The following is a 24465-nucleotide window of genomic DNA, read 5'->3' as shown; positions in this document are numbered from 1 at the left end:
TACACGCCCATATAAGTGCGTCCCATACCAGCAGCATCCGCAATACCCTCTTGTGAATAACCTTTGGATATTCGTAGCTCTCTGATTTTATTACCTAATTTAATAAGGTTTGGATGTTTTACTTTCGTACAGAAAGTAAATGACATTGCACCCAATAGATTCCACACCTAATAGGTGGCATTAATGAATATTTGGTGTATTATTACTCAAAAGATCATATAATGTGCCACCATGGTCATTTTCTGATGGTCTATAATGATAGTTAAATTAAAACCTTATGTGGAGATTAACAATGTCAGAAACCAAAAAGAGAAAATTTCTCAAACCAATTGAAACGGCAGTAATAGCCTTGCTGGCTACATCTCCATCTTTTGCAGGAACAGTTGATGTTAATTCGGCTTTTAAGAACCAAATAGTACAAACAAGTGCGACAACACAAAATAATGGCACGGCAGAAGCATCACCAGATCCATTGTTGATTAAAAAATCAGATGCCCATTTTTCAACACAAAGCAATCATTTAATTCTAATTTTTGGCATTAGGCTTCCAGTTTGACTGGCGGAGAAGTTCGGAAAGTTATGCCCCACCGGATGACCCTATTGAGTCCAAAAACCCAGACACCCCCTCCCACCTTCTGTCAAATCTGATATTTGAATCTCAATCATCAAGCGTGGTTATTCAATATTCTGTAAGAATTTTTTACTACGCTGAATTGCCTGCCTAATCTCTTCTCTGAACGCCTTGGCCTCTCCAGTTGTTTCTCCATGCTTTAAAGCGTTGAGGTTATAGCGTGGAGCACCAGAGACCCGTGCGCCACCATGTACGCGACAACGAGCTTTTCCTCTAACAGCAGGGCAGCGACAAGGCTGACCATGATTTCCTTTTGTTTTTGCTTCACATCTAGCCGCGGATTCGAAAGCATAGCGTATTTTCTTGGTTCTTGAGGTTGTTTTCATGATTTTTCCTTATTACCCATACCCCCTTGAATATTACCTACCACAGCTTGGCCTCCTTGGTGGACGTCAGTGCGGTCCGAATTGAGAATAAATATTTAATTTGGATCGCAATGAGATCCAAATCATAAGTAAAGTTATAACATAGATTCGGAACGCACTGCGTTCCATATTTAAATCATATCTAATTTGGTACACACCGTGTACCAAATTAAATAAACAAAGAAAAATGGATAGAAAAGTTATCTAGGATTTAGCAGACACTTTCTGTCAAATTGAAAATTCCAAGCATCAGTATGTTCCATTTTGGAACTCACTGGTTAAATTTTCAAAGTGAACTCTCCGGGATTTCCGGAGTGTTCAAAATTAAAGAATATAATATTATCCAGCAGCACTATATTGAATATTAAAATCTAAGGCCTTAGCAATTGGTTTAGAATTTTTCCCAATTTTCTTCATTTCAATAATTCCGTAGCGAGCCATTGTGCTAATTGTACGACTCAAATTACCAGGTTCACGTTTACTTAAGGCAGCAAGCTCTTTAATTGACTTTAAAAGAGGTCGAAGCAGGCCGATTGGTTAAAGAGATTTGTCGAGAATACGGCATTTCTGATGCGACTTATTACAATTGGAAAGCAAAGTATGGCGGCATGGAAGCATCAGACGTGAAGCGTCTTAAAGATCTTGAGGAAGAAAATCGCCGTTTAAAGCAAATGTATGCTGAGCTGAGTCTTGACCATAAAATTCTGAAGGATGTTATTGAAAAAAAGCTCTAGAGCCGGCGGTACGGCGGGACTTGGCTCATTATATAGTGAACACTCACGAGGTAAGTTTGCGCCGTGCTTGCCGAGTTGCAGGTATCAGTGACTCTGTTTATCGGTATAAGCCAGATAAATGGCGTGATGAACAGGTTATTGTGGCACTGCAACTCGCTTCAGAACGCTACCCAGCCTATGGTTTCAGCAAGTTGCTTAAGGTTCTGGGTCGCCAAGGCCACGTCTGGAACCATAAGCGTGTTTATCGGGTGTATTGTGAGCTTAAGCTCAATATGCGTCGTAAAGGCAAAAAGCGGCTTCCCAATCGCTCACCAACCTCTGAGCGTGCCAGCAGCCATAAACCAGTGCTGGTCAATGGATTTTATGTGCGATGCATTAATGTGCGGTCGGCGCTACAGAACGTTTAATGTGGTTGATGATTTTAACCGGGAAATACTGGCAATTGAGATAGATTTAAGTTTACCAGCACAAAGAGTGATTCGGGTATTAGAACGTGTTGTTGCCTGGCGGGGATTACCTGCCAAAGTACGCATGGATAATGGTCCTGAATTTATCTCAAGTACGCTTGCTGATTGGGCAGAAAAAAATAAGGTGCAATTGGAATTTATTAAGCCAGGAAAGCCAACCCAGAATTCATTTATTGAGCGATTCAATAGAACTTATCGCACAGAAATACTGAATATGTATGCGTTTAAAAATTTACAAGAGGTAAGAGAGCTAACAGAAAAGTGGATGAAGGAGTACAACGACGAGAGGCCACATGATTCTCTAGATGACTTAACACCATGGGAATATCTGGCAAAAAAACAGGCAATGAACTCTAATTTAGGTTGCCACTAAAAATGGGGGGTTTACATTGGCCGAGTGGGATAGCGAATTGAATAAAGGATTAAATCCATCTGACTTCACTCCGCATGTAGGCAAGAAAGTATGGTGGAGATGCAAAGAAAACCACACTTGGCAGGCTACGATTTATAATCGAACGAAAAATAAGTCGAGATGCCCCCCCATCTGTGCGCAAAGAAATTCTCGAAAATATTCAATAGACTATTTCCACGAATTCGCTAGCAGACATGGTGGTATATGCTTAACAACAGAGTATTTGAACGGTAAATCCAAAATTAAAATGGTGTGTAAAAATGGTCATAAATGGGAGTCTCGTGCCGATAATATATTATATAAGGAAAAGTGGTGGAGCAGCTGCAGCAAGAATTAACAACTTTTTTTCTTCAAAACTTACATTCTCCTTTTCTTGTTGCGGGATAGTAATACCAAGAGCCGATAAAGTAGTTACCAGGCATCGGATAAATATAAAGTTTTCTACAGCCATACCTACCAGTAATGTGATTTTTTCTATAACGTCCTTTTAGCCAACCTCCACCAATCTTAGCTTTTTCAATTTCCTCCCTAACTGCAAAAACTCCAGTTTGGTCCTTAAAATTGATTTGATTTGTTCCAACAGTCTCAGGGTGTATTGGAGAGGCCAGAACTATGCCATCAAAATTAATTGCAAAAATACGACTGGACTTTTTCCGAAACTCTAAAATTGCATTTTCTTTTCCATGATGTGCAACATGGTTTTCTGCTTTCTTAACACGCTCAATTACTTTGTTTTTATTCAAATTTATAGGATTTGCTACAGCCGAAACATGAACAGGAAGTAAAACAAAAGTCAAAAATGAACAAATGCACAAGATTAGATTGACACTCATAAATGATTACCCATATTCCACATACAATTGCAACGAACATCTAATTTATTACAATATTAATGTGCTTAAACCTTCAAAATACCAAATCTGAGGCAAATAGACATTTGTTTTTACTTCTTCTTGGTTGATGGATTAATCCGATATTTCAACTGAACAAAACCCCCGCCAATACATCGTGTTTCAGAATGTTCCAGCTCAAGGTCTTGCATCAAAGGTCCAAATAATGAACGACCAGAACCAAGCAATACCGGTGCAATGGTTATTGTTAATTCATGGATTAAATGCGCAGCTATAAAATTTTGGACCGTTATACCACCATCAATATAAAGATGCTTAAACCCTTCATCAGTTAACCGCCTAACGAGCTCAGTGGGCGTTTCAGAAGAGGTTGAAACATGTTTTAGTTGAGCTGGAATTTCTATAGGGTTGCTACTCATCACCACAACCGGAAGCTCCCCATAAGGCCAAGTGTCAAATGACAATACTGTCTCAAAAGAATTCCTACCCATAATTAGTCCATCGACCATGGATATGAATTCTTTATAACCACCATCCTCACCTGAGGGCACCGGCCCATTTGCTTTCATTAACCAGTCAATAGAACCATCATCTCTTGCAATAAAGCCATCAAGGCTTGTAGCAATAAAAATAGAGCATTTAGCAAGCATCATTGGTTATATCCTTTGTATACAGACTTATTTATGGAGTTCAAGCAGCGAAACAGCATTTCCTTCAGAATCGATGATAATTGCCATTCTACAGACTGGTAATGAGAAAATACCCAGCTTGAATTTTACGCCATTCTTTTTTAATTGTTGCGTGTTTTTTTAAAATTGATTGCAAACCAGATAATAAGTCATTAAATAAATGGTGAACTACCTTAAACTCTGTATGTCGTTTATTCATTTGCTACCTCATTATTCACTAAATCTTGAGACTCTTCTTTTTGTTCATCTGGTAAAAATCCACCTACCTGCGCATCCCACAGTGTTTTGTACAAACCACCGCGATCTAGTAGTTCAGCATGGGTCCCGTCTTCAACGATATGGCCTTTATCGAATACTAAAATTCGGTCCATATGCAACAGCGTCGATAAACGATGCGCAACAACCAGTGTTGTTTTTCCTTGCATCAACTCCCAAAGACTGTCCTGAATGTTGGACTCTGTAATGGAATCCAGCTGAGACGTGGCTTCATCCAACATTAAAATGGGCGCATTTTTTAAAATCGCGCGAGCAATGGCAATACGCTGGCGCTGACCACCAGAAAGCTTCACGCCACGTTCACCGAGTAAGGTTTCATAATCTTCTGGCAAAAGACTGATGAATTCATGCGCATGGGCTTTCCTGGAAGCTGAAATGACCTCCTCATCCGAAGCTTTTGTCCTGCCATAGCGAATATTATCCATGAGGCTTCGATGAAAAAGAGTGGGGTCTTGTGGAATCATAGCAATGGCTTGCCTTAAACTCTCTTGAGTCACTTCGGATAGATTTTGACCGTCGATGAGGATCTGTCCATCCACTACCTCATAAAGTCGTAAAATCAAATTAACAAAAGTGGACTTGCCGCTTCCTGAGTAGCCCACCAACCCCACTTTTTGACCCGCTTCAATTGTTACGGACTTATTCTGGAACAGGGAGTAACCACCTTGGTAATGAAATTTCACCTTGTAAAATTCAATTCGACCTTGCGTGACCACTAATTGGGATGCATTGTTTTTATCCTGTATCTCATGAGGCATGACCAATGCATTTAAACTTTGCCTTGCTTTGCCTAAAGCTTGGTTAAATTGGTCCACTTGGTACATGGTGTACCACATCATATGCCCCAATTCCATGGAAAGCCCAAGAATCAAAGCAAAATCACCAATGCTCACTAGTCCCTTGCCATACAAGTGAATTAAGCTAATCGAGGCCAAACCCATCATTACCGCAATCATTCCACCTTGTGCGCAGCATAGCAAAACAATAAACAGCTCTTTTCTTTGAAAAGCTCGTTGTACCAAGCTAAAAAACGTGTTCATACGTTCCACTTCATAGATTTTTCGCGAAAAGATGCGAATATTGGATTGATTCGCCAGGCTATCGACTAATTGCCCAGAAAGCTGCGATTCAGAATTTGCATGGTCATCGGACAATTGAACCAATCGTGCCGACATCCAAATACTAAATGAGGCAAAGGCAATAAACCAAAGAAATAAAATATAAAAGAACAGAACATTAACAAAATAGGCTGTAATAAATGAAACCACTAATAATGAAGCACCACGAAGAAAATCAACAGACACGCGATGCAAAATAATCTCAAGATTATCAGCAAGAATGGTAATTTGTGTGGCAATTCGCCCAGATAGGTTATCCTGAAAAAATTGCGTACTACTTCCTAGCACATACTCAAACATTTGGCTAATAATTTGGTTTTTAATCACCGCTTCATATTTATAGTTCAAGTACCCGATTGTTCGCCAGGTGATATTGTCAAAAACAATAAAGTTCACTACCAGTAGCCCAGCAATCCAATACAAAGAGGAAAAGTTCATACTTGTTTTGTCCGCCAAGGTATTAATAAAGGATTTAATCAATAAACTATTAAACGGTCCCCAAAATCCAGCCATTAAAGCAAGCAGAATAAATAAAAAAACCATGCGACGATACGGTTTTAAAAAATGCCACATAAAAGGAGCTATGTGATTAGGCAAACGATTAGTCATAGTGAACACCCTCTAATTGTTCCTCATTGAAATGATGTATCTTTCGTCGATGAACGTGATACCTGGTCTCAATGTGAATGGATTCTAAAAAATCATGGTCGTGAGAAATAACCAACATTGCGCCTGGAAATTCACGTAATACTTGAATGATATGAGCACGTGTTTCCAGATCTACATTGTTGGTTACCTCATCTAAAATAAGCAGCCTGGGCGGATTGGCAGCGATTAAAGCTAAAGAAAGCTTTGCCTTTTCACCACCAGAAAGATATTTGACTTTTATTTCAACTTCTTCATTTTTACGAAATAAAAAGTCATTCAAATGGGCACGAAGTTCAGTGTAAGAAGCATGGGGCATCTGACTTTTCATCAAATCCAGAACTGTTTCGTTACGATCCAGATGTTGATAATGCTGATCGAGATACCCAACTGTATTGCGCTGAGGAATAGTCCACTCACCTGCTCTCTTAATTTGACTATCCCCCAAGAGCGCTTTAACAAAGGTGGACTTCCCTGATGCGTTGTCCCCATACACGGCCACCCGTTCGCAGCCATTCAAGTGAAAATAAATCTCTTCTAGAATTACATCTCCAGTCTCGTAGGCAATAGAAGCATCTTGGATCCTGATTAAGGATTTACGATGGTCAAGACCATTTAATTTAAATTTGGGTTTAATCGTTTCCGGAAAATTTAGAGAAGAAAGCTCTTCAAGCAAGTGTTGTTTTTTATGATTAATCTGACTTAATCGTTTATTTCCTGTGGTCATTGCATTGGCAAGCTTTGTAGGAGAGCGAATCGTTGGCCATTTACGCTGCACTATCTTTTTTTCACCCTGAACACTAGAGCGTTTATTACGCTCTTGTTCTCTCATTAGAGCAAGATGTGATTCTTTTTTCTGATGCGCAATCCGTGTTAATTCCTGTTCAATTGATGCCTTCTTATCTTCAAGCATTTGCTGATAATCACAATAAGCTCCTCTAAATACAGTCACTTGGCCTAAATCAATATGCCATAGAGTATCTGCGACTGCATTGATGAGTTCTTTATCATGAGAAGCGATAACCAACGTTCCAGTATAATGCAGGAGCTTGCGCATTAAAGAACGACGATTACGTCTATCCAGATGATTCGTCGGCTCATCTAATACCAAAACATTAGGATTTTTAGTCAATATTTTGGTCAACATTTGGTTTAATCGTTGACCACCACTTAAGTCAGGATATTCTTCAATCACTTGGGGTAGATAACCAATACGAACATCCTGAGGCATTTTAATTTCGCCATCAGAGGCCGAACAAAGACCACCAAGCATCTTAAGCAAGGTTGATTTTCCTGAGCCATTTCGGCCAATCAGTGCAATACGCTCACCAGAGCGAATTTCGCCACTGAAGTCTTGAAAACAGGTTTTATGCGGATAGATAAGACCTAGGTCTTTAAATTGAATCGGTTTATGGTGCATGGATTACTCTTAAGCATGTCTTTTAGGACAATAAAAAATAGAAACCAAAAATGGTTTTCTCTATTTGCCCTATAGATGGGCGTACTTAAGATGTAATTTTCATGGCGTCACAAACCTGCTTTTGTAGGATTTTAAAACAAATTGGAATTTTAATGCAAGATAGTTACTGACGTCAATATAATTTTTGGCTATCTAGAGAAGGTATGAAGCTTATTGAAAACATTATCACCGGCGCCCCGATAACCCTTCTGGGCCGTTTTTTTACAAGACAGTTGATGCATTAGGCCATGATATCGCTATAATTTTCAGAACAGGTTCTCATTTATTTATTAATATATGTGATTAGAGATTCAATCTAATGAGCAATAAATATGACCACTTTAAAAAAAATAATAACACTCCATTCTGACGATCATTTTGAAGTTGAACTTTACGGTAATACTCTTCAAGCTAAAACTGCAGTTATTTTTGTACACGGCTTTGGCGTAAAACGTCAATCCAGAGGATTGTTTGTAGATATAGAATCTATCTGTCTTGATACTATGCTTTCAGTGCGAGCTGAGTATTCACACGTGTTAAATGACCGATGCATTGCTTTACCTTTTCAGATTCAGCGCCAACGCTTAAATAAAATTATCCAATATATTCAGGATCATTATAATATCGATAACTTCATTTTTGTTGGTCATTCCCAAGGTTGTATTATTATTGCTCTCGAGCGCCCCCATAATGCATTAATCCTATTGTTGGCTCCGCCACTTTTCTCTCCTTTTGAAGAATTTATTAATACGAAAGGATGGAAAAATCCAGGCTCACATCTAAATATTCAAGGCAACTCTCGTTTAGTTCGTTCCGATCTAATTATTGAGGTTCCTACGCATTTTTGGTCTGAATTCAAAACCATTGATGCACAATCATTATACAGCGATCTTGCTAAACACAATGATGTTCGTATTGTTTTTGCTGAAAATGATCAAGTTCTGGGAAATCAACAGCCAATCGATCATATCCCAACCTATAGCATCAAAGAAGCTAATCATGATTTTTCTTCAACACCTCGTATGAAGTTATTGCAATTGATTTCAAAACTAATCTTGGACAGAGTCTAATCTAATTTTTTTGTAGTTGTAATCGACCTAAACTTACTTTATCGTTTACTAGCTACAAATGTTGGTTGTTCTATGCGCAATTACACAGCTTTAATTAAAGCATCTAAGAGAGGGATGGCGAACTTTTTGTTTCTAATACCTCTTCAGCTGCCGAAGGTTTTACCTCCTCACATCTAACATTGCCCACAGCTTCTCGAAATCGTTGATTTAAATCCCGAGCGGATTCTAAATTAACTACTTGTGTTTCATGCACAGGCACATCAACCCTATCAGTATGTTGTACCTGTTGAGCAGGCTGACGGCCTGACAATTCGGAAATAGCTGCAAAAAATGAAGAGTGCTCTCGAGATTCTGGTAACGACTGTTCAAATAAAAATTTCGGATTGCTATGGATAAACTCAATAGTCACTTGCTCTCCATTAATGCTAATTTTGAAATCTTGATTCTTTTCAGGTAAAAAGTCAGTGTCAGAGATTCGCACCAGTTTTATTTCACGGTCGAATTCTTTGCATATTAAAGCGCCCTCCTATTCAACCCTGGGTTACAAAAATCCCAACCAATTTGAAATGGAGTATGGAGGACGGGGTGTAAAGAAAGTTGCTTAACTGGTGTGTCTTAAATTACTTGACCACGTCAAAGAGCTTGCTCTACCACTACTTTCATAATCGGTCGGATTAGTGATTTCCCCAGGCCATTCAATATTATTCTTTAATCTTTTCTCATACTCAGGTAAAAATCTTTGCCAGTTTTTCAAATATGGCGTTTCACAAATAAGATATAGCTTTCCACCCGGTTTTAATAATTTGGCCGCAAATGAAACCGCCTTATCTATTTTTTCTCCTTTAAAAAAATGTAGGACGCGACTAATTAATATTGCATCGAAATATTTCTTGGGTAGGCTTAATAATTCATCTGGAAAATCACCTGGTATTAATATGAACTCAGAAGCATCTCCAGAGGCAGTGATGCCTTCTTTTGTCTGGTTTAGATGAAGTTGCTTAACTACAGCAAGATTTTCTGCAGAAATATCATTGCAAAAAACTTTAACACCCTTTGAACCCGCTAAAAGTGATGCAGCTCCAAAACCAGCTCCAATTTCCAATACAGCTCCATTGTTTTGATAGCATTGTCCAGCATGTAAAAGGAATTGCTCTGAAATAATGTCACATGGTTTTACAACAAAACCGCCCAGCGGATTATGGGTTTTGATAAAAGCTTCGTTTGACTGTAAAAGTTGTGGTATAGCAACTTCAAATATTGAATTAGGTTTTACCAACACCTGATTTATATGATCTATGGTATATGAGTGGGAGGCTTTGAGAGCCTCTAAATTGACAAGTGTTGAACCTCCTGACCTGAGAGAGTTGCAAACTTGATTAATCTGAGAGCTAAATGTAAGAAGAAACGGGACTGTTGGCGTTCCATAATGATTAGACCATCTTATCATTCTAAGATTATTTAATTGTTCAGGAGAAAATAAAGTCCAAGAATGTTTATATAATCCCTCCAGTAAAATAGTAAGACTTGTCATTTTTTCAATGGAACTAGTCAAATTACAGTCCAGAATCCGATTAATTGAATCCATTAAAAGATTGTACTTATTCTGATGATAGGCTGATATGATTTCTTCTATAATGTATTTAAACTCATACAATGTCATGAACTACATCCATTTACTACAGCTAGCGCAATCATAAATTCAAAGAAATGAATTTTCAACAAACACGAGAAAAATAATCCCCGGGCCGAGATATTTAGATCGTATTTTTTTCAATCTTTATGCTAATCCTATATTCTTTCACCATTTTTTAATGCAATTAAGCAACCCGTTCTTAGTTACTAATTTTCATTCTTTTACTGAAGTGAGCATTAATTTATATTAAAAATAATTTTATATGACATAACCCTGTGCAGGATGTTTGCGATAAACTTTAATCGCACTTCAGAAAGTACAATCTAGCAAGGCTGATCAAATCTTTCTAATAAAGCTAACTTCAATTTATCATAATACTCAAAGTTTTCGCTCATATAGATTTTTTTCTTATTTTGAAGTTTAATCAATAAATGATTCTTGTCCTGCATAAACAGATTTGAGTCTTCTGTGAAAAACCTAGTATTTTTTACTTCCTGGATTGAGTTAATTTCGGAAAAAAAATACTTCTTAGTACATCCTGAAAAAAATCTAATTTTTATTGAGTTATTATCAATGCTCACATTCTGTGCCGTTTTAGTTGCAAGAAATATTGTGCGCATACTTAGTACAACAAAAGCCATCGCCAATAGAATACCCAAAATAATCACAATACGTTCAACAGCATTCAAGCTGCTAGTAGAAAAGCATACGATTCCGCAGAAAAAGACGAGAATAAAAAATACACAAGAGGGGAGGGCCAGCCAAATTTGCCTACCTTTTGAACCATAAATATGGTCAACAAAGTTTAATTCCTGATAGTCTAGTTTCAACCTCTGATTAATTTTTTCACCTAAAATAGCTTTCAGCTTACTGTATCCATCTAGGTTATCCCCTATGTAAACTGTCGATTTAGGCTTGAATAATAATTCTATGTGTTCACCACCAACTTTAAAAATAGGTGATTCTGTAAACAACCAATTATTTTTTAAATAGGTTACGTCCAATAGTGCATCGATGTGGAGTCGATTCTTCTTTCCCAAAAAAGATCTTAGACAGATGTAATCTCCATCAATTATTATTTCTTGGGCACTTTTCAAAGCGAATAACAACGCACAGTTCACTCGGAAAAGAAACCAAGAAACCATTGAACCACCTATCAACTCTCCCAGAGCCTCTTCGACTCCTCTAATGTGTATCAATGAATTAATATATAGCGTTAGTATAAATAAAATGAAAAATAAGGCAGGAAAAAATACCCATATCAGGAACCCTTTCGGTCCAAGACTTACATCAATAAACTTAAGCTTTTGTTTGGTTAAATCTGTCATAGAGCTCTTCCCCTATTTTTATGGATGGCGTTTCTGTTTGAAATCTAAGCATCGCCGCGGTAATTACAGGCATGCCAAAAGTCCAAGCAGCTCCCAAGCTTGTAAAAGTAGCGTTTATTATAACTTTTGTTACACTTACAGGTTTTCCAGTTTTGTAACTATCAATTTTCTGATTAATGGAGCTTAAAGTCCCCCCTGCAAGAAAATTAATTTTAGCAGCATTGCTTCGACTAGGGTTTACTTTGTACCCAACTGCCAATCCAATAGCTGAAGCCAGTATAGCTGTTTGTATGGGATGCTCATCTCCCGTTGACACAGCTGCACCATAAGAACTCCCACCAGCTATAGCTGCATTTGCTGAGTGTCTTATGATAGTTGCTTTATATGTTGAAATCACTTTTCCAGCCTTAGTTTTACTTAAAAATTTAACTGGTTTGATCGCTAGCGCTGTCCCTGGAATTAAAGATAGAACGGCCAGGCCGCGGTTTATTTCTTGGCCAGTTACTAGGTCATAGCCGTAATAAATTTCTGTGAGGGCTTTGGCCTGGCCTATTATTGGTATGCAATCCATTGCAAGTGATCCGATTGTATCTTTCCAAGTTGGACTATCATCAATCGGTTCTGGCTTTAGATCTCTTAATATGTCATAGAAGTGGGATCTCACGTTGTATTCTTTTTCAAGGTCATTTAAACCTTGGGTTAAGCTGTTGTATCTATCCATTACTGAGTTCTTTCCATAATTGTATAGATCCGTGAGGGTGTTTCTTAAATCTAATTCGTTGTTGGTTGCCAAGGATAATGGATCTGTCGGCGGAAGGATAGATTGGGCGGTTGAATTTTCGTTGAGATTCAGAAGAATACTCTCTTCATTGTCGAGGTAGAGGGATTCGATGCTGTCTTCAGGGCTTGAGCTGGAATTGTCGGTGTCTAGCTCATTAGTTTCAGAATCTTGAATTGCTGATTTCATAATGCCCTGACCTATGCTATCTCCCAGATTGTCTTCCAGTATCTGCAAAGTGTTGATGCTTTGGCCGGTCAGGAGGGCGTGGCTGCCTTGATTTAGTAATGAATTAAGCTCGGTGTTAATCATTTCGGTTTTATCGATTGCTCTTAAGGCATTACTGACTCTCCCTCCTGCTTCTCCTCCCATTAGACCTGCTGTTACGCCACTGGCGGCCAGCCGTTGCCAGTCGAAATGTTTTTGCTGGTTGGCAGCGAGCGTTATTCCCTGGCTGAGCGCATTTTGACTCATCATTTCTGCTGCAGAGGAAAAGTTGAATAGCGCAGGCGACTTGTCACTTAAAAAGCCGAGGGCATCTTTTGCCAATCCATCCATTTTCATGCCGCGCATTAAACCGGCACTTGCCATTGTGGCCAATGCGGTGGTCAATGCAGCGCCCCAATGCATTCCTTCCTGTAAGCCGGCCATACTGGCAACGCCCTGGCTGGCCATATTGCCAATAAAACCGGCACTTAAGCTTGCTCCTAAACTGACACCCAGAGAAGATCCGCCCCACAGAGTGGATAATCCCAGTTTAAAGATACCTCCCAGGCCGTTAATCGCCAGAGCAGAAGGGGCAAAAATACTTGCAACGGCTGCCGCGGCCAAAACGGTAATAATAGTACCGACTACTGCAGTCAATACTTTGCCAAGTAATTTATGATGCTTTCGTTGAACGGGGGATGAGTCCGTTGATAAAGGCTTGGGCATGGGTGCAGTCGCACTGGTGTTGCCTATAAAATAATCTTCTCTGAGCACGTTGTGCGTATCGGCACTATTATGCTGATTTGAGAAGACAGGAGGCAAGACCAGCCGCTGTCCTGCGTGCATTTGTGAAGAACTTCCTGCCCGCTCCTCACGACTGGTGATGCCATTGGCATCTGCAATTAAATACCATAGACTGCTATCGCCATAGACCTGAAGGGCGATTGACTCCAAAGTATCGCCTGCACTTACGGTGTAACTTCCTAAATTATCCTGGGGACTATTGGGGCTTATTGTATCATTCGGCTCGTTTCGGGCTTGCATGGATTCCGCAGTCGTTCTGCCGTTCTGAAAAAAGGCGTTGAAATTTCCATAACCAGCGCGGGGGTTCCATATCCAGGGGTTGGTTTTTTGTGAAGGATGGGCGCTGCCTTCCGGAGTAAAACCGCCATAGACTGTCAGCGTTTGCCTGCCGGTGGTGGCATCCAGTTTTATATCCGCAATGTGTTTCCCATTCACACTGAGATAACTGGTTTTACCGGTTTGGTCTTCCCGCGAGCGGATGCCGTCCACAGCACTGCTGGAGTAATGTGCGCTGTTGGTTCTGCCGCTGGAGTCGGGCTGTTGATCAATGGCATCCTGTAGTTGACCATTGACATCATAAATCCGCATACTCAGACCGTGGGTTGAAGCCTGATTGTCAATACTCAATGTAGCCCGATCTTCCGAGCGGCGATAATCATCCCACCAGTCAAAACTATATACATGCGTGAGTGTATATCCCGCATTTTGCCCCTGTTTCTCCACCCGCAGCATTTCTGCAGTCAGGTTTTCTGCAACGTCATAGTAGAACTTGTTTTGGCTCACCAGATGCTCAAGGTTTCCTACAGGGCGGGTGGTAGTCACATAATCCAAAAAGCCGTTTTTATAACTCGAGCGATTAATCTGGGCGACATTCCCCTTCGCATCAAAGAGGCGATCCTCAATGACCTGTCCCGCCTGATTATACTTTCTTGACTCCAGGGTTAGATTATCTTTTTGCGTCCATTTCAGTTGGTTGCCTTTATTGTATCCATATAAATAATGATGCAGGATCCCCTCCTCATATTTATCCGCACCGGTTAAATTACCAGCGGCATCATAATCAAGAAGGCTTCCCTGATCTTTATCAATTTGTATATTACCCTCGATCAATTTTCCTTTACTGATTTTAATGCGATTATTTTCATCATAACTGTAGTATTCATCACTACTGGCTTTTTCATATCCTCCATAGTTAGCGGTGATAAGACTATGCCTTAAATTACCGGCCGCATCGTATTGATAATCGATTGATAACAGGCTTTTATCCTGCTGCGGGAAACGGCTATCCACATCATCGGGATGGGCTCGCCTGACAGAAATTAATCGTCCAAGACTGTCATATTCATAATGATCAGACTCAAGCAACCAGCCGTCCTTTCCTGGATTGATACGAGAGCTTTGTTTGCTGCTGACATTTCCCTCATTGTCATACTGGTAATTCAACACCTCGCCGCGAGCGTTATCCACGTATTGTTTAAGACTTCCATCGCCCTGGTAATGGTATTCTATCGAGCGTCCAGAACCCGATTCCGAAAGCAGCAAACCGTTACGGTTATACCGATAAGTGGTCTGGTGCTGCCCCAGATCAGTGTGCGAAATCAGTCGCCCATCCTGATAGCTCCAGCTTTGAACATGGCCAAGCTCATCCGTTTCGGCCAGTTTATGACCGGCATCGTCATAGGTCATTGATCGCCAATACCCAAAGGTATTTCGTTTGCCAATTAAATTTCCCAATTCATCATACACAAACAAAGAAGAATTGTTTTCGCCATCTGTTTGCTGCAGAAGCTGGCCAGCCTCATCGTAGAAATATTGCTGTTTACTTCCCGAAGTCTGAATGCCGGTCAAACGATTCGCTTTGTCGTAAAGATAAACCGTAGAGCCGCCCAACTCATTGATGCTCTCTTTCAGCCGGCCGAAAATATCATAGTATTTCTGCCTCAGCCCTCCTTTCGCATCCCGTTCCTGTATTACATTCCCTGAGGCATCCAATACTTTTGTTACCGTATGTCCATTGGCATCCGTAAAACCAATCAATCGACCCAGGCGATCGTAGGCATAGAGCAGCCGAGGATTGATTAATCGACCGACACCATGTTCATCATAAGCCATTACCTGGGGGAGCTCCTGTTCAGTGAGCTGGTTTAAGCCGTTATACTGATAGTTCGTTTCATAGCCATTGGCATTACGATGGCTTAACACATTTCCCCAGCGATCATAGCTATACGTCTGATTTATGGTTTTCAGATGGACACTATCGTTAATCGTTAGCGGATTTTCTGTCGACTCACGGTTCTGCGCCAGCAAATTGCCCAGTTTGTCATAGAGATTATTCTGCCGCTGAAGATCAAACTCCCAGGATTCCGTTTGAAAAGATCGCGCAGTTTCAAACTGTTTATCCGACAGATCCACACCATCTTCTCCGGCAGCCGGACGAAAGGCGTTGGTAGAGGTTATGATTTGCGTCACTTTGTCGCTCAAATCATAGATGAACAATTGATAATAGCCCGCGGAGTTAGTGCGCCATAAACGCCCCGCCTGATCGTAGTCATAATGGATATTAAGTTGTCCATTAATTCCCTTATGAGCCACTTCGCCAAACACATTATATTGGCTATCCTCACAAGCCCAGTCACCATTGGCTTTTCGAGTAGCCGCTCGCAGCAAATGGCCGCCGGCATCATAAAAATAGCGCTTGTCTATAAGCCGCTGGCTTCCGTCAATCTGGGAAAGTAACTCCCAGGCACGGGCTATATTCCCTTGTTCATCATAGCTATAAAATTTAAGATGCCCCATCGCATCCTGCTGCAGGAGCAATTGATCATTGCTGTCATAGAAATCAAGCGTATGAAGGTCATTGGCTGATGCTGCGGGGAGAATAAAACCCTCACTGTCGAGTTTAGCTCCATTCGCATATTGAATAGTTTCGATAAGATGCCCAAGGCCATCATAGGTATACGAGACAGCAGCACGCCCAGATTGTGTTTGCGGGCCCATTTTGGCTTTTAACTGCCCAAGCGCATCATAGCTGAAATAACTGCTCTGCCCCTCGGCATCGGTCATTTTTACCAGGTGCCCCATGCTGTCGTATTCGTAGGAATTAACAATATCAGCGGTTAAATTCACCAGTTGTCCATTGCTATTCAACTGTTGATACGTCACCTGACGCTGTGTTTTTCTCTGAACTCTTCCCAAAGCATCATATTGATATAGAAACACTCGATCCAAACTGGTACTTACCGGTGATTTAACATCAAAGTCATCAAAGCAACTGGCTCGCTCGGCGTACTCGGTTTGCTGGCTTAATTCACCAAAGGCATTGTATTGATACCGGGTTAAATAATTTTCAGCATTTAGTTCTCCAGTGAGCAAGCCATCTTTATCGTAGTATCGACGGCTGTAAGCATAGACTCCCTCGTGCAGCAAAACAGCAGTATTGATGACTTCCCCGAAGGCATTGTACTGATAACGAGTTGTTGGAGTAGAAAACTCATAGCTGCGGCTGGACGAGTTGAATGACCGCATACTGTCTTTTTCTGTCTTAATTAGCCGATTCAGCCGATCATATTGATAAAACTCATGGCGATCCAGGACGTTGGTTTTACGAGCATCGGCAAGCTGTGTACCGTTTACCTCACTACCGGGCTTGAGGTAAATGCCTGTGGCGTAAGTGGTTTTTCCAGCCAGCTGGCCCAAATCATTGTATTCATACTCAGTTAAAGCGCCCAATTGATTCAATGAAAACCGTAAATGCCCTTCGCGATCATAGGTAAAATATTGCCAGTTACCAGCCCGATCAGACTGAGCCTCGACCTCACCGAAAGCATTGTAACGAAATGTTTCGTTCAAGGTTTCCCTTAGCTCCTGCCGGTTCATTGAGCCGTTTAAGTCTGCTTTATTGATGGCTACATCGGGATAACTGATTTGTACACAATGATTGTTTGCATCAAAAGTATATTCACGAATTTGGCAAAGTCCTTCTGCATCCTTGACCGTTTTAATAATATTTCCAAAGTTATCGTACAGGTTTCGAGTTATGATCGAACGGCGCTGCGATTGATAACCCAAGGCGACATCGACTTCGGGGGAAATGGTGGTAATTAATTGATTGGACGCATCATACTCGTAACACCAGATCGCTTTATTCGCTTCTGTTTTGGAGATGAGATTGCCATTCGCATCATAGTCATATACTGTCTGCTGATTTTCGGCATCTGTTTTATTCGTCAGGCGCCCATTGCTGTCATATTGATAAGCCGAGGTTCGCCCCTGGATGTTTTGCAGCGCCAGCGCCAAGCTCTCTTCAGAGTATTCTGATAGATTGAGCCTGGCGGCATAGCTGGTTTCGGAGATAATATTTCCAACCGCATCATATTGTCGGCCAATCACACGTCCCTCGGCGCTGATTCGATAAATTTCCCGGCCAGCCGCGTCAAACACTGAACGAGAAATACGATCATGACTATCTGATTTGAGAGCAGACAGCCAGTTTTCATCAAATACGCTGCTTACTGGTATTGCAAAACCCTGCGTGGCAATAAGATTACCCAGACGATCATATTGATATTTAACGGCAAAGCCTTCAGCATTTAACTCAGCAAGCAGTCGGCCTGCCTGATCATAGCTATAACGGCTGGTTTGATCAGACTGCAGATTTCTGGATATCGATTTTTCAATCTTAGCCTGATTGAATTGATTTAAATCGAAGAGAAAGCGATTGGCAAATCGGGTTTTAGAAACCACTTCGCCAGCTTGATTATATATAAACTCAGTCAGATGATGTTCGTCATCCAGCTGATAACACAGGCGGTTTAAACTGTCATAGGCCAGATGCTGTACCCGACCAGCTTCCGTTTTTCCAAAAACCGGAATGATACCGTTCTTTAAATCCTCAAGTGATGCCGGTTTTGCATAACGTATTATCCGAGTGGCATTGCCTTGCACATCATAGGTGTATGCAGTCGCATAACCCATTGGATCAAAGCTTAATAGCACATGTCCATCGGAATCAAATTGCTTGAAGCTGTAGCGATCCGCGCTACTGCTTTTAAGCAGCAGTTTCATGTCATTTTCTGTAGCCGCTGCATTTAGCCGCACTTCATTGGCATATTGGATAGTGCAAATATTGCGGCCATTCTGATCATATTTAAACTCAGTGACACAGCCCCGCGCATCAATTTGGAACCGGCATTCATCCATGACATCATAGATCCAATACCGGGTATTGCCCCGAGGATCGGTTTCACTGCAGAGATTGCCCTTGGCGTCGTAGGTATATTGCGTCACCAGGGACAGACCTTCAGGATCAATTATTTTTTGGGTACATCGTCCTAAAGCATCCCATTCATAGGCAGTAATCTGGTTTTTGCCGCCGGAATTAAGGATTGTTTGCCTGGTCAGCTGATTCTGACTGTCATATTCATACTCGGTGATTAAATTTAAACCCAAAGGATCAATGCAACTACGAATACAATTTCCAGCATTGTCGTAGCGGTATTGTTTAACAATCTGATCAGGGCCAATGACCTCCAGTTGACGACCTATACCATCAAAATGATAGCGCGTACTGAGATTCAAACCCTCTGGATCGATGGTTTTACTCAATACTCTTCCCGCCGCATCATAACTGTATTGAGTAATACGGCCGTCTTTTGATTCCTTGATTAATTGCCCGGCGCGGTCATAGGTATAAAAAGACTGAAGACCCAAGGGTCCATTTTTTTCGATTAATTGCCCATTCACATCATATGTGAAAGAGGTAATCGCACCATTGAAGTCAGTGAAGCTAATCTTGTCTCCAAAGGCATTAAATTCTGTCTTGACTTCTCTGCCTTTATCCGGCTGTCTGATAGTTACGCTGTTGTTGCTATCATCATATTCATAAATGGTCCGCAGCTGATCAAATTCATACACTAGCCTTGAAAACGCGTCATAGCGCATGGTTTTCTCTTTACCTTTCGCATTGATGACGGCGGTACATTCCCCTCGCTGGTTGTATTTATAACTGGTCTTATTTTGATTGGCGTCAACTGCGATCATCAGCCGCCCAAAACGATCATAACTCCAGGATTGCGGCTTATAAATTCCTGTGACACTGTCCTGCTGCAAAACCAGAAGCCCCCTCTTATCATAGAAATAACTGGTTGTGAGCGGGGATTTTCCCTGTGCATCCTGAATCAGTTGCTCCACTTCGCCAAAGGCATTGTAGCGGGTCGCTGTTTCCAGGCGAGAACCTTTACAGGTTCTGATAACCTGCCCGAGATGGTTGTACTCATACTCGGTTACTTCATCTGCGGGATCTTTATGCAATGTCAGGTAATCGTGTAAATTGCCAGCATTCATTTCAGGAGGCAGATTTTTAAAATGTTTGCTGTATTGGATGTAACGGGTCAGATTCCCGAAGTCATCATATTGCTGTTCCCTGATTTCCCCATCGGCATTGAGAATAAAGGCCAGCCGGCCCTGCTCATCATAAACATAGCGCTCTGTTTGCCCAAGCGCATTGGTTTTAGTCAGTAAGGAATCATTATTACTGTAACTATAATGGACAGCATGCTGCTGCCAGATAGCGGCAATTTCTTCCTTTGAAAGCGCGATATTGCGCAATAACTTTTCGCCTTCTGCACTGAGACTTGCTATCAGTCGACCTCGCTCATCGTATTGATAGCGTGCACCCCTGATTTGATCCCGGAAACGATCGAAAGCTCTTTTTTCGAGCATTAAACCGCTATTGTCGTAGAAATAATTTATGGTTAAACCGCCTGACTGATTTTCCTCGATTAATAACTGCCGTTCGTCATAGCGATAACTGGTTATCCGGTCTTTGGGATGACAGTTGGGTTTTTGATCCTCCCAGGGTTTATCAAAGCTCAAACGCAATGGCTTGGATAAAGCGGTAAAATATTGTCTTTTTTCAAGCAACATACCCGCGTTATTGTAGTAATAACTGGTGGCAAACCCTTCGCCATCAATATCCGCTTCCTTTAAACCAGCCGAATTATAAAATGAGTAATTAACAATGTCTTTGTCGGAAGCAGCCGGCTCAATCTCCCCCCAGAATTTCAGATCGCTGGTAATTGCCTTGTTGTAAAATTTACGAACTTCAATACAGTTTCCCAGGCGATCATACTGATAGGCGATTGTCGCTCCCTCAGCATTAATTTCGGCCTGCAAATGCCCGGCAATATCATAGTAGTATCGGTAGCGCCGATCATGAGCATTTTCAACCGGGGTTATCGTTCCCGATTTTATAGCATCAAACAAATTAGTTATTGCTATACGCTCTGCATAGGCGATTTTTTCAGTCAATTGGCCTTGTGCATCGTAGCGGTAACCAATAATTGCCCCGGTGGCATCGACCTGATAAGCAATTTGGTTGTATTGATTATAAAAAGTCCAGCTGTAGCGATCTTTACTTGAATGAGTTGGGCGAATTTCTTCAAGCTTTAAACCGTCAAGCTCCTGTTCGTTTACTCTTTGGGCGTATTCGATGGACTGTATCAGGCGCCCCTCGGCATCGTAGCGGTATTCCTTCAAATGACCATTGTTATCGACTTTAGCGCAAAGCAACCCTGCCTTGTCATACAAATACCAGCTTTTCCGTCCTTCCCAGTCAGTTTCCGAAATCAGACGTCCTGCTTTATCATACTCAAACCGCTGTACTCCAAAATCACGGTTATTGTTACCTAGCTGCTGCTTTGACAAAAGAAGCCCGCTTCGATCATAGAGATAAAGTGTTTTTAAGCCCCTGCTGTCCGTTTGAATAATTCGTTGATGACTGTCGTCATATTCATACTGATTGATAAGACCCAAATTATCTCTGGAACAGGTGAGACGACCCAAATCATCATAAAAAAAATAGGTTTTGTTATCACCCCATTCAGTGGGTACTGTTTTTTCAATCAAACGTCCGCGCGCATCATATTGATAGTAAGTTCTTAATGCATTTTGCTCAAAACCGTTTCCTGCTGCGTCCACGGATTGATAGTGGATTTCCTGCTGCAGTTGTCCGCGCCAGTCATATTGATATTCGACCAGGCTGATTTGCGCGGCAGGCTGGCGTTTGCTCCAGGACTCTAAATCATTTAAATCAGGTTGGCTTAAATCCGAAAAAAGGCTTGAATCAAAAGCTGATTTTAAATAGATGCGGCGATTGAGGCATGCACCCGCCTCGTTATAGCGATATTCAGTAACCGTTCCATTATCAGAAATTGCAAAACGCAAATGTCCCTTTGAATCATAGATATAATGGGCTGTCGCTGTCTGGCCAGAATGGTTATCTCCGTTAAACACGGATGATTTGCTTTCAGACAAGAGGCGATGCTCGGCGTCAAAGGTTCTTTGAATAATCTGTCCATCAGGTTCCTCAGTACGTATACAGTCTCCTGCCTCATTATAAATAAAGTTCCATGCCAGTCCGCCCTTCACAATACGACTGAGATAATTGCCCTGGTATTGATAACTGATTGTATGATTGTCCGGACCTCTGATTTCTGTGAGGCGATCCTTATCATCAAATGAATAGCACCACGTTTCTCCCAATTGATTGCTTACTTTTGTGCAGCCTGGTTCATAATTGAATCGAGTTATCCTGCCCTCTCCATCAGACATACTGCTTACCCGGTTCTGCTCGTCATAGCTGAAATGCAGCGCACAGCCATCGCTTTGACGTATTGACTCGATGAGATCTGAATCATCCTGATAATCGTAAGCCACCCAGGAGCTCTTTCCATCCCCCTGATCCTGGATAACTAATCGAAGACGGCCTGAATCGTCATAGTTATAGTGGAGGTGATGGACTAGCAAACCCTGATCATAAAAACTGATATCCTGTAGTAATCCCTGCTGGAATTGCCAATGGATATTTTGCTGGCCAGTGCAATCAAATATATCGCTTAGCTGGCCATGGTTATACACATAATTCAAGCGATGCCCATCCCGATCGCTCCAGGCTGTCAGCAAGCCTTCCGCATTGTATTCACAACTGACTGCCAAGGCGCCTTGGGAATACGACCATCCACTGCCCGTCCATTGTATCCTTTCAGTACCGCCGTCCTCGGGCAGATAGGACTTGCTCGCCGAATCAAAAACAAAGCGGCTGTGATGCCCATCCTCACCGATTCGGGTCAGGCTCCCACCCGCACTGTTTGGCTCGCCATCGATAATCAGATGAGTTTGGGTATTAAACAGCCAGCGATCTGCTTTTTTTCCTTGAGCGTTATAGGTTGAAAATAAGTTGAAACCGATTCCCTGACTCGCCAGGAAACCATCGGATTGTTTTAGTATCAGATTGCCATTGGCTGCATTGATATACAATGAAAGGCCATTCTGGCCAAAAATAGCATTACCCTGCGGGCCGTAAGCACCTAATTGGCTCAAAGAGGAGCCTTGCAGGCCCAGGCCTGTACCTGTAAAAATCTGCGACATTTCTCTTCCTTTTGTCTACAAATTGTTTGCGATGTAAGATTTGCCTTCCAGACTTATCGGACATCGCCAGTATTAGAATACCAAACCGTTAAAAACGCGTGGATTTTCCAACTGAGCTAACAATACAGGGAGGTACTATTTTTTATAAACGAAGAGATAAAATTGAATAGAAAAATGTGATAAAGAGGACTTGCAAAGCTCATGATTGTTCCTAATTTCCATAAACATATCCGGTAACAGCGGCATGATAATGAAAGTATTTTTGGAAATCAATTCTGAAAAAATGTCCAATCAGGATATAAAATATCACTGTGCACACAACGGATATTTTGTGATTATTTTAAGCGCATATTTGGCCGATTTAAGGTAATTCCGGGGGCTTATTTCCAGGAAGAACTCTGGTTACATTTTTTTCCTCTGAACTCCAGAATGTAACATTGATGACAGAGGATATTTCACTTGCCTTGGTATTGACCACTCCGTCTGATTCCTCAATCACTGATTCAGCCGCCTCTTTAGAATCGTCCGGTAAACTATCATCTGAAGGCGGGAAAAAACTCAGGATGACCCCATCGCTAACGTCCTGATTATCACGCAGAAAATCAGCCTCCTGTTGGATAGCACTTTGCTCTTGCTGGGCATATTCTTTTTCAGAGAGAAGCAACTGCTTCTTGATAATATCCCCAATGTGATCTGCGGTGTAATGCGAAGCCTGATAGCCGCCGTGGCCATCGTAAATACCAGACATCCCGTAAAAAAAGGCATATTGACCGCTGCGTTTCACAAGTTGAACAGACACGGATATATTGTCTCGAGATCCCCTGGCAAAAGCCGTTCGGGTGAGATAGCTGGCTGTTTCTATAGGATCACAGCGTCCCGGTTTGCCCTTGTTCAAAGCCTTTAAACAAGAATACAACAATTTTTCATGGCTGCTTTGTGTGTCATCCTTTGCAGCATCGGTAAATCCATCACAGCTGCTAATAAGATGTACACTGTATTCCTTCGGAATATCCCCCACATAGGTAATCATTAAATCAGGATCAGGAATAATCCCTTTAACGTCTTTATCGCCAAAGGCTCGCGAGATAGCGAGTCGACCCTGTACCCGTCCTTCGTCACCTTCTATAGATGAGCCGGCTGCATAGATCCTGTCTCGCTCAGATTGCACCTCGGGTTTATGGACGCGTTGATTGAGCCTGCTAACACCAACAAGCTCCCCTTTTTCATCATAAATAGCGATAAAAACTGCTGCATCAGCGACTAGAGCGCTAATCAGATACTCCCGGTTAAAAATGGTGGTTATAGCGGTAGTGCCGCTTTGATTTATTTTGTTTAAAATTTCCAGGTTAATGAGACGATAAGAAGTCCATAAGCGTTGAGCTATTTGAAGCGGTGTCAGATCCTCAAATAGAGATGGCTCGAAAACTTCCCAGGCTAAAGCATCTTCCTGTTCATATCTACCACCCTTTATTTCGTCATATCCAAAGCCATAGAGTAGACTTTCACCTTGGCTATTGGTTACAGGTTTTGAAACAATCCTTTTTTTATCCAAGTCATGCATTTAGCTATCCT

Annotated in this window: 14 protein-coding genes and 1 pseudogene; 4 read left to right on the top strand and 11 right to left on the bottom strand. The window is 41.5% G+C overall.

The features are described 5' to 3' along the window. Positions 1 to 292: 292 nt before the first annotated feature. Positions 293 to 556 carry a hypothetical protein gene (locus tag LXA66_RS06540; RefSeq protein WP_233012473.1) on the top strand — a complete coding sequence of 88 codons (264 nt, stop codon included), beginning with the start codon at positions 293 to 295 and terminating at the stop codon, positions 554 to 556. Positions 557 to 675: 119 nt separating this feature from the next. Here LXA66_RS06540 and LXA66_RS06535 read toward each other — a convergent pair whose 3' ends face one another. After that, positions 676 to 957, bottom strand: coding sequence for a hypothetical protein (locus tag LXA66_RS06535; protein WP_233012472.1), 282 nt, complete (start codon positions 955 to 957; stop codon positions 676 to 678). A gap of 542 nt (positions 958 to 1499) precedes the next feature. On the opposite strand from LXA66_RS06535, the pseudogene LXA66_RS06530 reads away from it, so the two are divergent. Beyond that, positions 1500 to 2570 (top strand): annotated as a pseudogene (locus tag LXA66_RS06530) (IS3 family transposase). A gap of 16 nt (positions 2571 to 2586) precedes the next feature. Next, on the top strand, positions 2587 to 2946 hold the full coding sequence (locus tag LXA66_RS15905; protein WP_370637195.1) for a zinc-ribbon domain-containing protein: 360 nt from the start codon (positions 2587 to 2589) through the stop codon (positions 2944 to 2946). Positions 2947 to 2959: 13 nt separating this feature from the next. On the opposite strand, the gene LXA66_RS06525 is transcribed toward LXA66_RS15905, so the two are convergent. The 5 genes from LXA66_RS06525 to LXA66_RS06505 all read right to left on the bottom strand — a co-directional run bounded on the left by LXA66_RS06525 (position 2960) and on the right by LXA66_RS06505 (position 7608). Then, positions 2960 to 3442 carry a cache domain-containing protein gene (locus tag LXA66_RS06525; RefSeq protein WP_233012471.1) on the bottom strand — a complete coding sequence of 161 codons (483 nt, stop codon included), beginning with the start codon at positions 3440 to 3442 and terminating at the stop codon, positions 2960 to 2962. Positions 3443 to 3552: 110 nt separating this feature from the next. After that, on the bottom strand, positions 3553 to 4110 hold the full coding sequence (locus LXA66_RS06520; protein ID WP_233013024.1) for a dihydrofolate reductase family protein: 558 nt from the start codon (positions 4108 to 4110) through the stop codon (positions 3553 to 3555). A gap of 88 nt (positions 4111 to 4198) precedes the next feature. Then, positions 4199 to 4348 carry a hypothetical protein gene (locus tag LXA66_RS06515; RefSeq protein WP_233012470.1) on the bottom strand — a complete coding sequence of 50 codons (150 nt, stop codon included), beginning with the start codon at positions 4346 to 4348 and terminating at the stop codon, positions 4199 to 4201. After that, entirely contained in the window at positions 4341 to 6152 is a 1812-nt protein-coding gene (locus tag LXA66_RS06510) for an ABC transporter ATP-binding protein (RefSeq protein ID WP_233012469.1), read from the bottom strand. Before LXA66_RS06510 ends, LXA66_RS06515 begins: the two co-directional genes overlap by 8 nt. Continuing rightward, on the bottom strand, positions 6145 to 7608 hold the full coding sequence (locus LXA66_RS06505) for an ATP-binding cassette domain-containing protein (RefSeq protein ID WP_233012468.1): 1464 nt from the start codon (positions 7606 to 7608) through the stop codon (positions 6145 to 6147). Before LXA66_RS06505 ends, LXA66_RS06510 begins: the two co-directional genes overlap by 8 nt. Before the next feature lie 371 nt (positions 7609 to 7979). Between LXA66_RS06505 and LXA66_RS06500 the strand changes: the two genes are divergently transcribed. After that, on the top strand, positions 7980 to 8717 hold the full coding sequence (locus LXA66_RS06500; RefSeq protein ID WP_233012467.1) for an alpha/beta hydrolase: 738 nt from the start codon (positions 7980 to 7982) through the stop codon (positions 8715 to 8717). A gap of 103 nt (positions 8718 to 8820) precedes the next feature. On the opposite strand, the gene LXA66_RS06495 is transcribed toward LXA66_RS06500, so the two are convergent. From LXA66_RS06495 to LXA66_RS06475, 5 genes are all read right to left on the bottom strand, one after another. Then, a complete protein-coding gene (locus tag LXA66_RS06495) occupies positions 8821 to 9126 on the bottom strand; it encodes a hypothetical protein (RefSeq protein ID WP_233012466.1) in 306 nt (101 codons plus the stop codon). Between the two features lie 192 nt (positions 9127 to 9318). Then, entirely contained in the window at positions 9319 to 10377 is a 1059-nt protein-coding gene (locus LXA66_RS06490) for a class I SAM-dependent methyltransferase (protein ID WP_233012465.1), read from the bottom strand. 296 nt (positions 10378 to 10673) lie between these two features. Next, a complete protein-coding gene (locus LXA66_RS06485; RefSeq protein ID WP_233012464.1) occupies positions 10674 to 11678 on the bottom strand; it encodes a hypothetical protein in 1005 nt (334 codons plus the stop codon). Next, entirely contained in the window at positions 11650 to 22893 is an 11244-nt protein-coding gene (locus tag LXA66_RS06480) for a pre-toxin TG domain-containing protein (RefSeq protein WP_233012463.1), read from the bottom strand. Before LXA66_RS06480 ends, LXA66_RS06485 begins: the two co-directional genes overlap by 29 nt. 361 nt (positions 22894 to 23254) lie before the next feature. Next, entirely contained in the window at positions 23255 to 24454 is a 1200-nt protein-coding gene (locus LXA66_RS06475; protein ID WP_233012462.1) for a PP2C family serine/threonine-protein phosphatase, read from the bottom strand. Positions 24455 to 24465: the final 11 nt, after the last annotated feature.

Origin of the sequence: Legionella sp. 16cNR16C (assembly GCF_021297775.1) — a bacterium.
Classification (GTDB): domain Bacteria; phylum Pseudomonadota; class Gammaproteobacteria; order Legionellales; family Legionellaceae; genus Legionella_C; species Legionella_C quinlivanii_A.
This window is presented reverse-complemented; position numbering and strand designations above follow the sequence as displayed.